Genomic DNA, 15,447 nt, shown 5'->3' on the forward strand with positions numbered 1-15,447 from the left:
ACTGTAGTTTTGTAGGTTGGGTGTAGCGACAGCGAAACCCAACATTATAGTCTGGTTAATGTTGGGTTACACTCCGTTCCACCCAACCTACATAATGTCCTTTTTGAAAAACTCCTCTTTTCAAGATGGACGAGGTTTAACAATCAACGCTCAAGCACTTTACAGGCGGGTGTGATCATGATATTTATACATAAAGACAGAGTGTTTATCAAAATCCGCCTCAGACTCTCCTCAACCATATTCGGTCTGGCGTCGCTAAAATTGACCGCTCTTGATTACAAAGGTAATACAATAAAAACTTATCTTCAGTTGGATTAAGTATTGTCCTACTAGCAAAAAAAGTATTTTATCATCCTAGTAGTAGGAAAAAGTAGGAAAAGTCTCGTTATAATACATAAAATAATACATTAATTTAGCAATGGATACGGAAGAAGCTTTAGAGTTTCTAGAAAGTCTAGTTTTTATTAATACAGGGGAACATTTAGATAAAATTCAAAGAATTATTTTTCGTCAATTGTGGGAAGACGAAACACTTACGTATTTAGAAATGGCTGAAAGCCGAGGTTATACAGAAGCCCACTTCAAAGCAGTTGGGGCTAGACTTTGGCAGATATTATCAAATATCACTGGGGAAAGAGTATCAAAATCTAACTTTCAAGCAGTGGTAATTACTAGGTGGAGAAATCAACACTTGCAAGCAGATTTGCAGAATCAGAATGGTAATGGGCTTGTGAAGCAGTTGCAAATAGAAACGATTAACTCTAACTTTGTGGGGCGCGATCGCGAAATAGCAGAACTCAATGATATTATCCGTCAAGGAGCCAAAGTTATTCTGATTCAGGGAGAAGGCGGCGTTGGTAAGACAACCCTAGCACGCAAGTATTTTAAAACTCAAAAACTAGACAAAGTTCTAGAATTATGGATGGCTACAGACACTCAAAACATCACTTCAGCAGAGAGTGTAGTTGAAGAATGGTTGCGGCGAGATTTTAATGAAGAACCAGGACGAGAATTTGGGATTAACTTGGAGCGACTACGGCGTAAATTACGAGATCCAAAATCCCAAATCGGTATATTTATTGACAACTTAGAAACAGCTTTAGATAGAAATGGGAAATTGATTGATACTCGTCGTGCTTATGTGGAGCTATTGCGAGTATTAACCGATTCATCTGTACATTCAATTACCTTAGTCACAAGTCGCGAACGCTTATCTGAATCTTGTATAGAAACTTATACTTACACTTTAGAAGGTCTAGACGAGCAAGCATGGCGACTGTTTTTTAGTAGCTACAATGTTGATTCTAACTCCATTGCTTTAAGTGAAATGTGCAAAGCTTATGGAGGAAATGCCAAAGCCATGCAAATTATTCGGGGTGTAATTTCTACAGATTTTAGCAGTGATATAGATGCTTATTGGCAAGAAAACAGTCATGATTTACTCAATGAAAAACAATTGAATGATTTAGTTACTACCCAATTTCATCGATTACAGGAAAATAATATAGAAGCATACAGATTACTGTGTCGTTTAGGTTGCTACCGTTATCAAGACATCACATCAGTACCGATTGAAGGTGTTTTATGTTTACTTTGGGATGTAGCCGAATCTCAACGACGACGTGTGATTAGAGCTTTGCAAGATTTATCATTAATAGAAGCTAAAAAAGGACAATACTGGTTGCATTCTGTGATTCGTACAGAAGCGATCGCCAGACTCAAGTCTACTTGCGAATGGGAATTAGTTAACCGCAAAGCCGCAGAATTTTGGACACAACAAGTAGCAGAAATTAAAAATATCACAGATGCTTTGACAGCATTAGAAGCTTATTATCATTATGTAGAAATTGAAGATTTTGAACAAGCTGCCAATGTCATTATCAAAGGTAGAGGTAAACAGTGGGGTACTGGTTTACCTTTAGGCTGTTCTTTTTATCAACTTGGATTACCCCAAAAAATTATTTTTGTCATTACTCGGATCATTGCTCATGTTCAATCTCAAGAAAGCCTCAGCAAGCTTTACAATATGCTGGGCTATACATACAGAATCATTGGTGAAATTGCACAAGCCATACACTGCTACCAAATCATCGAAGCGATAGTAGATCAAGATTTGGTTTCTGAGCAGACAAAAACCTCTCTAGTATTTAATAGAGGGCTTTGCAAGCTGGAATTATGGGAAATTTCAGAAGCTAAAGAATGTTTTGATGCTGTTTGTTCTTTAATTGGAAAAGATAGCATTCTAGATGATTATATGATATATTCTCAGTGTTCTTTGGCTTATATTCACTCTTGCTCTGGTTCTCTAACAGAAGCTTTTTCCCTGGCTGAAAATGTCTATCTTTCTATTTCCTCCTCAAGCAGAATGACTTTGTGGGGAATCGGACACAGCTTTGCAACTCTCGCATTTACTTACAAAAATTTAGGTTATTTAGAAAAATCTTTATATATCTGTCAAGAAACTATTTTACATTGTGAAGAAAATAATTTTACGCAAATTAAAGCCAGAGCGATCGCTTGTCTAGCAGAAATTTATCGCGAAAAGCAAGAACATAGCACAGCGATCTCGTTTCACATAAAGACGATAGAAATATTCCAAAAAATCGGTGCTAAAGCTAATTTAGCTAATGCTTATTATCAACTAGGATTAACTTACCAGCGTACAGGCGAAATGCATAAGAGTAGGGAAAATTTCATAGAAGCAATTCGTCTATTTCAAGAAATGCAAGCACCCAAGCAAATCGAAAAAGTACAAAAAGCAATCGGCTATTTTTAAATTCTGGTGATTTTGTCTACAATCAAAAACTACTTAAAAATTTTAGTGTTGCAGTTGATGAATTATTAGCGTAATTAGATTTGTAGTAAGCTCTTGAATGTAAGCACTAAAGTGCTTACTACAAACTAACTTTTCTCGTTAAAACTATGTATACATTTTGAGTTTTTGCAACAATTCTTGGGTTAACTGAGAAAATGATTTGGAGCCTGATGATTGAGGAGCATTTAAAATCACAGGCATAAAACTATCAACAGCTTTGGCAACATTCACATCAACTGGAATTTGAGTTTGACATATTTTTTCTGCACCAAAGTCTTGATGAACACGTTGCATCACTTGTTTGTAGTATCTACCAGTTAACAAATTAGCATTCGACATTGTAAAGACAATTCCCAGCATTTGAATATCTATTTTAGCTTCGTGTTCGTGACTTTCTTTTAACTGGGCGACGCGTCTTTCTAATAACTGAATACCCACTACAGACAAAGGTTCAGGCTTCGCAGGAAGAATATAGAAATTGCTAGTAGCTAAAGCACTCCGAGTCAAAAGATTATATCCTGGAGCGCAGTCTAGAATGATAAAATCATATGCTTGACGTACTGGTTCTAAAACTTTACTCAGCAAGACTCTTTCAAAACGATTCCAAATAGTTTCAAACTCAGTTACACCTAAATTAATCGCCTGGTAATGCAGCATTTCCGAAACTACAAATTCATCATACAAATCAATATCCCCTGGTAATAAATCTAATCCTGGCAGATTACAAACCTGGGATTGAATTATGTCTTGAATTGTATGTTTTTGTTCTGGCTCTGGATTGATAATTTGATCTATCAGATACCTAAATGTCTTTCTATGTTTCCGGCGCTTCGCAAACTCCATCGGCGACATGAGACTAAGTGTTGCACTAATTTGGCTATCTAAGTCCAGCACAAGTACTCGTTTGCCATGTTCTTTCGCTAAACAAGTTGCGATATTGACGCTGAGAGTTGTTTTACCAACCCCACCTTTCATATTTGCAGTTGCAATTACATATCCCATTTCTTAAATCCTTTGATCACGCATTCCCATCTAAGTGACGTCAACGTTCTGTTGTTGAGCCAAAACTTTTGGTAATTTTAAGATTTTCCGACTTGCGAAAATAATTATTGATTGAGCAGTCAGCATTATACCAGCGAGGGGCGCGTTTGGTTTATATAGAAGGAATTTGAATATTACTAGCAAACAAACTTTGTAACCTCTGTAGTTTAGAACCAATTAGGTAAAGTAAATCACCTTTACCTAATAAATATGCAGCTGCTGTTTCTGTACCTCCGAGAATAATTTTTGAATCTGCTTCACTAGCAGTACGTAGGGCGACTCGCCCTGGTAAATTTGAGCGAATAATGGGAGTTACTATTTTAGCTTCTGGGCGTTGAGTGGCAATAATCAGATGAATTCCAGCAGCTCTAGCCATTGCACCCAATCGTTTAATATTTTGTTCTAATGCTGTGCGAATTTCCTTTTCCGCCATAAAATCGGCGTATTCATCAAAAATACAGACAATCCGAGGTAAAGGTTGGCGAGATCTTTGATGATATGTAGTTAGATCAGCACATCCGGCTTTTTCAAACTGCTGGTAGCGAGTTTCCATTTCTGTTACCAGTTCATCCATTAATTCAATAGCGCGATCGCCATCTTTGACAACAGGTGCATATAACCATGACATCTGCTCAAACTCTGGAAATGTCACTCGTTTGGGATCGACAAGGGCAATTTTAAGGTGTTGTGTAGAATAACGATAGATCAGATAAATAATGAAATACATTACCAATACCAAGCTTATTATCTGATGGCATAAATAAACTATTGCCACCAAAATGCTGATGTAAATAAAATAGGCGAGGACACTCAAAAGCAACTCTGGCTTTAGTAGCAGATAAAGATAAGTTTCTAAATAAATCTTTTGAGTCTTTTGAGGTATTAGACATATGAGCAAAAATATTACTGACAGTATTCGGATTACAAAATTCTAACAAGTGCCTATGTACAGCAGCTAAATATACTGTATCCATAGCTGCATAATGTAGCTGCTTTTCTGTTAAAGGACGCTTTTTCCAATCACTTCTCTGTTCTTCTTTGTCTACATGAGAAAAGTGACATAATTCAGTAGCTAATGTCTTGAGTTGCAAATTAGATACTTCTAAAATACCTTTACCAATCTTTCTGGCTATTTTGAGAGTACAAGTAACATTTTGTGCGGAATTACCGCCTAAATACTTTAAATCAAAACTAGCATTATGAAATATCTTTTCAATTTTGGGATTAATCATGATTTGGTTAATAAACTGTAAAACCAAATCAGGCTTTCCTAATACATCAAGAATATAAGCTGATTTTCCTGAATAATCGTTAGGCTCTGTCAGTACCTGAATTAATGACAATTTTGGATAATAAGTATGCCAATCTGCAATTTCTGTATCTAACCATAGAGTTGTATACAGTGCAAGTTTTTCTATCTGCGTCCTAATTGCATGAGATTCATTCAGGTATTGCATTAGCTAAAAATTAATTATTTTTATTTAGTAGACAAATTAATTGGTCTTGTAACTTAGCTTTGGGATTAATAATTTTCACTTTACGTTCTTGACATAATAAATCAATCAAGTATTTGATTTCAGTTTCATTAACATAAGAAAACTGATGAACAGATTGTGATATTAAAGTTACTACACCCATATAACTTTGGGTTGTAACTAGATTGAACATAAATTCTTTAACTGGTCGTAAATCTTTTTTGCCATTTGTACCATTACTATCATCTCCATCAGGATCTTGTTTAGAAATAATCCCTAAATCCTGCAACAAAGCACATTTATGTAAAATTTCAGTTTCACGAGTTAAAGATTGCAGTTCCTGTAAAGTGATAGCTTTACCACCAAGCACCAATTCCTGAGCGACAGCAGAATTTACTAAGCTATGGTATGTTGCTAAGTAATGAACAGAAGAGATATTTGGCTTAATGTGATGATGATTTGTTCCTTTGAAAATTTGATTATAGATTTTATAACCAGCAAGTTTTGCGTTTCCTACACTGCCAATTCTAATCAAATATAATTTTTGAAAAATATTTTCTTGAATTACTTTTTGACAAGCATTCATGATATGGAAAAAGCTTGTCATGTTAGCATCTTCTGTCCAAACTATTCCTATTCTGTCTTGCTTATTGGGTGTTTGATAACTTAAAGAATAACTAGCGTATTTACCTTTGATCAGTTTTGGCTTAATTGATTGTATTTGTAATGCTTCTAAAGCCTCTTGTACCATCCTGATTAAATCAGATGATGATAAAAGGCATATCCTAGCTATCTTACTTTGAATTTTCTTAAGTTCCTGCTGCCATAGAAGCTGAAATTCTGCCTTCCGATCTATTATTGGTCTAGGTTCTACTTCTTTATCTCCATTCGGATTATTCCCTGTCAATATATAAATTTTGTAGTTTTGATATTCTACTAGTCCCAAATTAATTACATTTCTAGGGTAAGTTTTCCCAGCAGGAAAATTTTTCTCTAATACATCTCGCTCTAATGGATAAATAGATGATTCTGGTCGAGTATTAGGTTGTTGATGTAGTGGTTTGAGAAGATAAGCCCAGATTGTTTCTGCCTGCTCAAGTGTAATTGGTTTTAACCTAATTAATTTATGAATTCCTGCTTTATCTGCTGGCTGAATTCTATTAACGTGACGGTTCCATGTATTAGTAATAACACTAATGATTATTAAAAAATTTTTGAGATTTTCACCGTGAATAGTTGTGTTTACATCAAAAAAATGTTGTATGTCAAGAAAACCATCTGCTAACTTAGGCATGGTATCTAAATTATCAAAACACAAAACTATGGGTTGAGTTTCTGTAGAAATTCTGCCAAAATTAGCTAACATACTTTTAGCTTCGTCTTCTGTTTCAATGCAGTATTTAACTTTTAGAGCTTGCATTGATTCTTCACTCAAGCAATCACCTCGTAACCACTCACAAGCTAGAGAATATAGTTCTGGATTGGTGAGGTCATGCAAAACTCCAAAAAACATATCAGGATTATATATACGTGCTGTTTTATAGGTTTCCTTGAGATGTTTGATAAATTTTTGTCGATCACTTAGTAAAAATTCCCAAATACTATCATTAAAAAATCTTTGTTTGAGGTTATGTTTGGTGAAAGCAGACAAGCTTTTTAACCACAAGATTAATTGAGATTCTTGTTGTTCTTCTGGAATTTGAATTAAGCTATCAACAGTACACCGAAGCACATGACGCCAAATATTACCACTATCAGCCCAGTCACAAAGTATGTAGACAAAAAAAGCTTTAGAATTCAAGGTCTGTTTTAGACGACCTAATAAATGACTTTTACCAGAACCTGGATCACCTGTGAGTAAAATAGAACGACTGCGATGATCTATCATTACTAAATCTAGAAATTCTTCAATTTCACTAATAACCTCTCTATGAATAGAATCAACTGTAAGGGATGGGTTCTGTTTTTCCTCCCAAAAATTCATTGGTTTTATATTAATCAGGTTAAAAGGATTTATTTCACTTTTAATAATGTCGTCAATAGTTGCCATGTTTAGATATTTGTGTAAAGAGCGAACTACATTTAAAGATTAGTGGTGAGTTGTAAAAATTTCAATTCACGATAATAAAGAACAGTGGTCCACAAATGTTTTGAGGAATTCCGGCTTCTATCTGTTCTGTGGTGTAGGCGTTAGCTTCTTGCAAGGTACTTAAATCTATTAGGTCTTTTGCTTGCAAACGATACAGCGCCTTATCCAAATCATCCCGTGATAATGGGGGTTGCAATTTTTGCCGCAAATGGAATATCGGCAAATAATTATCAGTTCCAAGCTCTTTATCTAATTTCTGGATGATTTCTAAAATTTCTTCATCACTGATATTGATATTCGTCTCAACACCTTTCAAAGTTTTCCGCAAAAAGCGCAGGTAATTATTTAGTAGATCCAAGCTGATGTTTGCGGCTCCTTTGGGACTATAATCATCCCGCAAATACTCAATTCCGCGTTCAGTCAGCCAAACCTCAGCTTTCGTCCTCTTGATTTTAAGTTCAACTTCAATCAATCCGCGATCGCTCAGATTTTTTAATATTGCGTCTCGTTCTGCGGCTTTTGGTGAGGTAATCTTACTAGGATTGATTTTGCCTGAAGTTTGACTTAGCTTTTCTAAAACTTTACGTTCTTTATCTGTAATCGGTAATTCTGCTGAGTCAAGTTTGAGCAGTGCTTGACCAGGTGATAAAATCTTGACTGTCGCAATCTCACGGGAAAAATCTACCAGTTCGCGATCGCCTAAATTTTGACATATCTTGTCTTTACCTTTGAAGCTTTGGAAAATGCTAGCACTAAGGCTTGATCGATAGCTGGAACATCCCAACAGCCTTAGTAAAAACTTTAATTCATTAGTTTCCATGCGGGTAATCTTACCTATATCTGAATCAGCATTACTCTAGCTCGAATGGCAATAGTTGACACACCCATACCATCGTAGCGAGAATTAATGCTATCAGGCAAAGTGCTGTATTCTTTCTTTACTACCCCCGCACCTGTCGCAATACCTCAAACCCCTTTCCCCTTACACCCTTGGGTAACAGCGATAACCCTAACCCAGTCCACGCCTTAGCATGAGAAAAAGATTTACCTGCGACAACTAACTCTCTACCTTTTTGAATTTCTCCTTTTTCAATTAACCGCAAACCTAACAATAACTGCGTTTCTGCAAGACGCTGTAGTCTAACTTTTTCTAACTTCTCTGACTCAAATTTATAATTACTTAAATACCGCAATTTATCCTGCAAATAAGGAATAGCGCGATTGATTCCTTGCTGTTCTGCATGTACGCGATATTCCATTAATAACTCTGGTAAATAATAACCCTTCCTACCAGCTAAAGCCAGCCGCACAAATAAATCATTGTCTTCGCAATTTTGCCAATCAGGTTGCATAAACCCCAATTCTGATAAACTTTGACGACGAAATAAAGTTGCACCAATTTGAAAGCTTTGCTGAATAAAGACAATTTCTAATAAATTATCTACAACACCTGCGGCTAAATTTGCTCTACCCCAGCGACGAGAATTTTCTTGAGTTTTTGCCTCATCTCTAATATTGTTAATATCAATAATCCAGTGATCAGTACCAACAAAATCAATACTATGGTCTTGATCTAAAATATTAACAGTACGTTCTAAAAAATCTGGTGTTAATCTATCATCATCATCAAATTTGATAAAATATTCACCTGTAGCAGCCTCAAAACCAGACCGCATATTATTACTTTTCCCGATATTTTGTGAATGTCGAATATATCTAATTCGGCTATCTGTGTATTGTGCAATTAATTTGGGCGTACCATCACGAGAACCATCATCACAAATGATTAATTCTAAATCGTGATAAGTCTGCTGTAGTACGCTGTCAATAGCAAAAGGTAAAAGTTTAACTCGGTTAAAAGTTGGAATACAAATACTAATTTTGGTCATATTATCCTATAAATATTAAAAATACTAATTAGAATTCTATCTGTGTCTATCTGTAGGCAAGATCCCAATTATTGAAAAATACCAGGCGATTAGAAATCGCGGCTACACAAACCAAGTCCACCTACGCGGACTCATTGCTTTGTCTATAAAGTCCCAAACTTACAGTTTGTGTGGGTTTTTTAAATTTAAAATAGCCATTATATATCATCATCAAATCAAGCAATACTTCTCTTAATTTTATTCATAATTTTTTTGAAATATCGATTCGTTTTTGCCGTCATACTTGGCGGTTTAAATCGCCGTGGTTTTTGATCTAATTGTTTAAGAAATCGATAATACAAGAACTCCTCTCGATAACGAATATCAACATCTTCACCACAACATAAACGAGCAAAATCACTCGCAGGATAGCTCATATAATGAATGCGATGAATAGGTTTTAAATCCTCTTGGTTGTAAAGAATATTGTCAATATTTACAAACGGATCTGCATTCGCACAGTTTCCAGTTCTGTCTTTACCATTAGGGCTAAGAGTATAGTTAAAGATAGAATACTTACTATCTATAGTCATGTAATTGAATAAAGCTGAACTTGACCACCAAAACTTTTGACTAATCCATTCAATTTCTCTCTTGTCAATTAAGCGATCCATTAAATTATTTAATTCTTCACTTCCAAATAGTCCCTGATGGGAAGCATAAAAACTATTGCAATGAATTCTAGAACGTAATTGAGCTTCTGTCAGATTAGTTGCACTTGCTGCAAGTTTAAGATTAATATCTGTAGCTGCTTCAGGCTTGTCATGTTCCCAATCATCAAAAACTAAATCGTAATTGTCTAGTTTTGTTAAGACATCATCAATTGGTTTCATGGCTAGGCTGTCAGCGTCATAAAATATGAATCTTGCAAAATCTCCATCAAACGCAGCGAATTTTCTATGGACAAAACCTTTAAACCAGCCAGGACGATTTAACTGAGATTCTCTAGCTCTAGGATGAGCATTCCATACTTGATTAACAAAATCATCCCAACGTTGAATTGACTCCCAATTGTTAAAAAGACTGACATGAGGTCTAGACTTAATTTCTTCTGTAATTCTCTTTAATTGTTGATTATAGGGAATGATACAAACTGGGATTTCGGGGCTAATATTTCTTTCAATACTATTTAATAATGCAACTAACTGATCATAAACAGCATCATTGGCAAGAGTATAAATACCAGCTTTTTTCATACGGAAAGAGGATCTGGGGATGAAATTTATAAGTAGCTCAAATACATAGAGTTTTAGATGATGACATAAACTATATCAACAGGTCATTCTATATACATTACTGCACTGATCAATATTGTTCCCAAATAAATTCCTTTATGAACATTTTGATGATATCTTCTACTTTTCCTTATCCACCAACGCGGGGAGGAACACAGGTACGAACGTTTAACTTACTCAAGTATCTTCGTCAGCGCCATGCTATTACCCTGGTAACTCAACGGGAAGCTGATGTCACAGAAGCAGAGATTACAGAGTTACAAAATTGGGTAAATAATTTAGTTGTATTTAACCGTCCTCCTGATTTTGGAAGTAGTGGCGGTATAGTCAAGAAAATTCAACGTTTCACTAATTTTTTGCGAGAAGGAATTCCGCCGAGTGTCTTAAATCGGTATTCTGTGGAAATGCAAGAGTGGATTGATAATTTTGTACAAGCAGGTAAATGTGATGTTATTACCTGCGAACATAGCGCTAATGAAATCTATATAAAACCCCATTTTAAAAAACAGGTAAGAACTATAGTTAATGTCCATAGTTCTGTTTATGGAACCTGTCGTAACCAGCTAGAAATTGGGATTTCTGAAAATCCTTGGCGAGATAGAATCAACTTATCTTTACTACGACGTTACGAGCAACGCTACTGTTCTAAATTTTCGGCGATCGCAGCGACAACACAAGAGGATAAAATTCAACTGCAAGAATTTAATCCCGATGCTGAGATTTCCGTCATTCCTAACGGTGTCGATTTAGAGTCATTTCCGTACCGCATCAAAGATCCAGTAGGACACCGTTTAGTTTTTATCGGTGCGATGGATAATTTAGCGAATATAGATGCTGTCTGCTTTTTCAGCAACGAAGTTTTACCAAAAGTTCAACAACGTTATCCAGATGCAACTTTTGATATCGTTGGTTCTCGTCCTGTACCAGAAGTTTTAGCACTACAAGCAAAACCAGGAATTACTGTCACCGGACGTGTACCTTCAATGGTAGAGTACTTGCATAAAGCTACTGTCTGCGTTGTACCGATGCGGACAGGATTTGGAATTAAAAATAAAACCTTAGAAGCAATGGCTGCTGGTGTACCAATAGTAGCAAGCGATCGCGGTTTAGAAGGATTAGCTGTGGATGGCGCCGATGTTCCACTCACCGCACTACGAGCAAATCATCCAGCTGAATATATTAGCGCCATTAGTCACCTATTTAGTAACTCACAACTACGAGATGAATTATCTTATAACGGTAGACAATTGATCGAAAATGAATTCACTTGGGAAAGTGCAGGTAAACGCTACGAACAAATTTGTATTGATACCTTAGAGCTAGAGTATAGAAGCGTGGAAGGTAAAAATATAAAAAATCAACCTGCTTGAGCAGGTTTAAACTATCAGCCAGAAATTTATTTCACTGTTGCATTGAAGGCACAGCAAAGATTCTACTAGATATGGGAATACGCTGGTTAGCTTTAGTGGTAGTTTGTTCAGTAATAGTTGACTCAGAAATCACTTGGAGTTGATTATTACTGGAATCATCACCATTACTCAAGCTAGATTTTATATTTGTGTTGGCAGCATCAAATTGAGATGATGCGGATATTAGATTACTATTGCTATTTTCTAGATTGGATTCTGGGATATTTTGAGCTTGACAGGGAATAACCAGCATAGTAGAACCAGCTACTAGAAATAATGCTAGTAGATTATAGAGATATTGACACATTGGGTTAATTAATTTCGTTACAAATTTTGTTTAAATGCCGTTATTAGTTAATAGATAGTAGTTATTAGTTGAACTTCTAATTACTACCTATTCACGTCCTCATGGTTTACCACATCAATTTTTTGGAGTAATGCGATTTAAGCACTAAAGTGCTTACTACAAACTTGTAATGTATATGTTGTGATGTATGCATCAACAACTATTTAATAATTTATATTTTTTGAAATGGTTTCAACCAGAGAAAATTCTCGGAAATATAGAATTTATTTTTTTGCTTGTTGAAAAGCTTATGAATTCGTAGGTTTTATCCCAAATAAAATGATTTTATGAACTCTTTATGAATACAAATTCAAGATCAAGAAAGTTTTTCGATCTAAAAAGTGAAGCTAGTCCGCAACACACCGATTGTAATTGAGTCGCTATCGGGAGTTTGAGCAGGTTCCCAGATGTGAATGATTCCTGGTGTGATACTGATATTATCTGTGATCTGAAAGCGATAAAAAGCTTCAATTTGATTGGTTGTTCCTGGCTGACCCCCTGGACGCCCTAAACCTGTATTTATATAATCAGGGACATTATTTCCAACAGGTAAATCACTACTAGTAATTTTAGGAGGCTGTCCGAAATAAATTCCACCTAAATTACCTTTGACAAATAAATCAGGGAAATTAAGATACACCATGTAATTTGTAGTCTCTACATTTCCTGATTTACCAGGAATGTGAGAATTTGTATAACCAAACCAACCGCCTAAAGTCACCTGGGGTGAGATTTGCCAATTAACAGAACTACCAATAGCATTAGTTTGTAATGGTTCTGATTTGCCAGTATTGGGATTAACTGCTGTTAAGCAATCATCACCTAAGTAAGTCAGCAAACATCCATCTGATGAATAATTATTTACATAATACAAACTGACATCAATACTATCAGATGGTGTCAGTAATAATTGCACGCCAGTGGTTGTGTTACCATCAAATAAGCCGCTACCTTTGCCAGGATTTGCAGGTGTGTTACTAGCATAAAGAGCCTGTAAGCTAGCACGTTTGGCAAATTGCCAATCAACAGCAATACCACCTCCGTTGAATCCAATATCTAAAATTGGGTTCCTTTGGGCAAAATATGACAATGGGCCTGTTGCTCCGCTTTCTGCTCGGTTGGGACCACGGAAAGCACTAGGCATATTTATACCTTGCACTCCTGCTACAATCGCTAAGTTGTCAGCAACAAGCCAGTGAAAATTCAAGTCATATATACTTAACTGATTATCTGTGGGGTATTCGTAACCAAGATAAACATCGTTGCTTAACCTGGGTGCTGTCGAACCATTACCCGCGATGAGACTTGTCAATAGATAGCTATTGGGAGTGAATTGGCTAGTTAAATATAGCTGGCTATAGTTGATAATATTGATATTTGTACCAGCATCATCTGTATCTTTTTTCCCGTCTCTGGGATTAATGTCAGCACGGTTGTCAGTGCGTCCTTGAATACCAACTATAGTAATACCACTGAGTTTGGTTGTCGGGGAGAATTGGTTAGCGGTAATTTCAGCAGTACGCACTTCTAAATTATCAACTCGACCTCGTACAGCAGCTAATTCGGTTGCGAATTCTTCCTGTAATTTTTTTAAAGTAATTAAATCTTCGCGCTTAACTAAATCACCTGTCGCTTTGGCGATCAATTCATTGACTCGATCTAAGCAAGCATTCAGTCCAGCTGCAAACTCATAGCGAGTCATGGAGCGATCGCCACGATAAGTCTGGTTGGGATAACCTGCAATGCAACCATATCTTTCTACCAAAGATTGCAATGCACCGAATACCCAGTCTGTAGGTTGTACATCCCGCAGTTGAGATACTGATGTCACTTGCGCCATCGGATCATCAAGGGAAGTGAATTGATCTGATGCTGCTAAGGAAGGAGGAGAACTAGAGGAAAAATTCTCCGCTAATTCTCTCAGCTTTTCTACGGGAATAGCGATCGCTGGCGTGGGAAATCCGTTAACTATCGCTACTAATACGCACGCAATTACCCTACTTTGACTTTCGTTCAACTTTTTACACTTCGCTCACACACACTCAACGATAGAGCTTATTCAAAATACCTTTTTAACGTCATTAGTAAAATTACTGATTTGTACAAATTTACACTTTTTATTTCTGGGCAATATCTCCAGAACGGGAGTATAAAAGAAAAAAATAATCAAAAAGTCTTGCTAGATTTACTGAAAAATTAAGTATGGTTAACCACCCACCAAACCCAGCCCCAAAACCATCTGCTGCAAACAAAACTAAAAAACGAATTGTCAAAAAACCTAAGAAAATCGTCAAAACATCCCAAGTTCCCACGCCAAGTTCTCAACCAGATGGGCGTCCGCTTCTGCGCCGAAAAGTTAAGACTCAGCAAAATTCCTCTGGGTTGGCGTCAAAAGTGGCGATCGCCATCTTATTAGGTAGCGCTTGCTTAGTCGCGGCTTTTGCCTGGGTTAGTATTGAATTGATGATCAATCCTGATAAAGTCACTTGGCTAAATCAACTTTTGCCTGCATGGGTACAATCTGTCAGCCACGAGGAACAGTGAACATTTATCAGTTATCAAAAAGCTAGCTTTTTGCTGATAACTAACTGGTAAATGAATTAGTAAATTGACTATTTATTTTCAGTAAAATTTTCAATAATTTTCAGTTGCGATCGCCAAATCCACACTGACACTAAATTAGTGTACTGGTAGAGACTGCCAATAAATACAACTATGAATACCCAGAGTTGCGATCTACCACTGGCATCTCTAAACAGTACTTATCAGAGGCGAGCTTTTGTTTTGAGATACTGTTATTCTTCAGTGTCAGTGGCTGCCAATTTTTGCATTTTCAAGTTCTGCAACTGCTGTAGCAGACAATCCACCTCTGCTTGCAAGTGCATAAATTTAACTTGCTGATCTACTTGATTAAAACACTTCTCTAGCTTTGTTGCCCAAGCTGTATGGGATTCGCGTTCAGAAATACTAGATGTAGACATTGCTTACTAAGTTATCCGTAACTCAACTCACACCATCAAAGATATTATAATAGGAAAGTTTAAAGAATTATTAAAAAATAATATAATTTTTTCTTTTCCTTGTAATTCGATCTTTTACATGTGCAGTC

11 protein-coding genes and 1 pseudogene are annotated in these 15,447 nt (G+C 36.2%); 3 read left to right on the forward strand and 9 right to left on the reverse strand.

The window, feature by feature from the left end; genetic code table 11:
* Window positions 1–418 precede the first annotated feature (418 nt).
* Complete coding sequence (locus ACE1AT_RS08320) at window positions 419–2,776, forward strand: tetratricopeptide repeat protein (RefSeq protein WP_374867175.1); 2,358 nt, start codon at window positions 419–421, stop codon at window positions 2,774–2,776.
* Window positions 2,777–2,920: 144 nt separating this feature from the next.
* Here the strand turns inward: ACE1AT_RS08320 and ACE1AT_RS08325 are convergent, their stop codons facing one another.
* From ACE1AT_RS08325 to ACE1AT_RS08350, 6 genes and pseudogenes are all read right to left on the reverse strand, one after another.
* On the reverse strand, window positions 2,921–3,817 hold the full coding sequence (locus tag ACE1AT_RS08325; RefSeq protein ID WP_017309376.1) for a ParA family protein: 897 nt from the start codon (window positions 3,815–3,817) through the stop codon (window positions 2,921–2,923).
* A 151-nt stretch (window positions 3,818–3,968) separates the two neighbouring features.
* Window positions 3,969–5,313 (reverse strand): annotated as a pseudogene (locus ACE1AT_RS08330) (FtsK/SpoIIIE domain-containing protein).
* 10 nt (window positions 5,314–5,323) lie between these two features.
* The gene (locus ACE1AT_RS08335) at window positions 5,324–7,381 is read right to left on the reverse strand and encodes an ATP-binding protein (protein ID WP_374867178.1); all 2,058 of its coding nucleotides are present in this window, start codon (window positions 7,379–7,381) and stop codon (window positions 5,324–5,326) included.
* A 61-nt stretch (window positions 7,382–7,442) separates the two neighbouring features.
* Complete coding sequence (locus ACE1AT_RS08340; RefSeq protein WP_374867180.1) at window positions 7,443–8,240, reverse strand: transcription factor RcaD; 798 nt, start codon at window positions 8,238–8,240, stop codon at window positions 7,443–7,445.
* Between the two features lie 121 nt (window positions 8,241–8,361).
* Entirely contained in the window at window positions 8,362–9,309 is a 948-nt protein-coding gene (locus ACE1AT_RS08345; protein ID WP_374867182.1) for a glycosyltransferase family 2 protein, read from the reverse strand.
* 215 nt (window positions 9,310–9,524) lie between these two features.
* Window positions 9,525–10,544 carry an Npun_R2821/Npun_R2822 family protein gene (locus tag ACE1AT_RS08350; RefSeq protein WP_374867185.1) on the reverse strand — a complete coding sequence of 340 codons (1,020 nt, stop codon included), beginning with the start codon at window positions 10,542–10,544 and terminating at the stop codon, window positions 9,525–9,527.
* 137 nt (window positions 10,545–10,681) lie between these two features.
* On the opposite strand from ACE1AT_RS08350, the gene ACE1AT_RS08355 reads away from it, so the two are divergent.
* Window positions 10,682–11,953: a glycosyltransferase family 4 protein gene (locus tag ACE1AT_RS08355; RefSeq protein WP_374867187.1), complete on the forward strand. Its 1,272-nt coding sequence runs from the start codon at window positions 10,682–10,684 to the stop codon at window positions 11,951–11,953.
* Between the two features lie 31 nt (window positions 11,954–11,984).
* Here ACE1AT_RS08355 and ACE1AT_RS08360 read toward each other — a convergent pair whose 3' ends face one another.
* Window positions 11,985–12,299, reverse strand: coding sequence for a hypothetical protein (locus tag ACE1AT_RS08360; protein ID WP_374867190.1), 315 nt, complete (start codon window positions 12,297–12,299; stop codon window positions 11,985–11,987).
* A 373-nt stretch (window positions 12,300–12,672) separates the two neighbouring features.
* On the reverse strand, window positions 12,673–14,355 hold the full coding sequence (locus ACE1AT_RS08365) for an iron uptake porin (RefSeq protein ID WP_374867193.1): 1,683 nt from the start codon (window positions 14,353–14,355) through the stop codon (window positions 12,673–12,675).
* A 185-nt stretch (window positions 14,356–14,540) separates the two neighbouring features.
* Between ACE1AT_RS08365 and ACE1AT_RS08370 the strand changes: the two genes are divergently transcribed.
* Window positions 14,541–14,882: a hypothetical protein gene (locus tag ACE1AT_RS08370; protein WP_374867195.1), complete on the forward strand. Its 342-nt coding sequence runs from the start codon at window positions 14,541–14,543 to the stop codon at window positions 14,880–14,882.
* Between the two features lie 251 nt (window positions 14,883–15,133).
* On the opposite strand, the gene ACE1AT_RS08375 is transcribed toward ACE1AT_RS08370, so the two are convergent.
* On the reverse strand, window positions 15,134–15,319 hold the full coding sequence (locus ACE1AT_RS08375; RefSeq protein WP_374867197.1) for a hypothetical protein: 186 nt from the start codon (window positions 15,317–15,319) through the stop codon (window positions 15,134–15,136).
* Window positions 15,320–15,447 lie beyond the last annotated feature (128 nt).

Source organism: Pelatocladus sp. BLCC-F211 (assembly GCF_041928655.1).
GTDB lineage: Bacteria > Cyanobacteriota > Cyanobacteriia > Cyanobacteriales > Nostocaceae > Pelatocladus.

Excerpts from the sequence above, each read along its gene's own strand:
- ACE1AT_RS08320 (WP_374867175.1), top strand. The coding sequence starts at position 419 with ATGGATACGGAAGAAGCTTTAGAGTTTCTAGAAAGTCTAGTTTTTATT.
- ACE1AT_RS08325 (WP_017309376.1), bottom strand. The coding sequence starts at position 3,817 with ATGGGATATGTAATTGCAACTGCAAATATGAAAGGTGGGGTTGGTAAA.
- ACE1AT_RS08335 (WP_374867178.1), bottom strand. The coding sequence starts at position 7,381 with ATGGCAACTATTGACGACATTATTAAAAGTGAAATAAATCCTTTTAAC.
- ACE1AT_RS08340 (WP_374867180.1), bottom strand. The coding sequence starts at position 8,240 with ATGGAAACTAATGAATTAAAGTTTTTACTAAGGCTGTTGGGATGTTCC.
- ACE1AT_RS08345 (WP_374867182.1), bottom strand. The coding sequence starts at position 9,309 with ATGACCAAAATTAGTATTTGTATTCCAACTTTTAACCGAGTTAAACTT.
- ACE1AT_RS08350 (WP_374867185.1), bottom strand. The coding sequence starts at position 10,544 with ATGAAAAAAGCTGGTATTTATACTCTTGCCAATGATGCTGTTTATGAT.
- ACE1AT_RS08355 (WP_374867187.1), top strand. The coding sequence starts at position 10,682 with ATGAACATTTTGATGATATCTTCTACTTTTCCTTATCCACCAACGCGG.
- ACE1AT_RS08360 (WP_374867190.1), bottom strand. The coding sequence starts at position 12,299 with ATGTGTCAATATCTCTATAATCTACTAGCATTATTTCTAGTAGCTGGT.
- ACE1AT_RS08370 (WP_374867195.1), top strand. The coding sequence starts at position 14,541 with ATGGTTAACCACCCACCAAACCCAGCCCCAAAACCATCTGCTGCAAAC.
- ACE1AT_RS08375 (WP_374867197.1), bottom strand. The coding sequence starts at position 15,319 with ATGTCTACATCTAGTATTTCTGAACGCGAATCCCATACAGCTTGGGCA.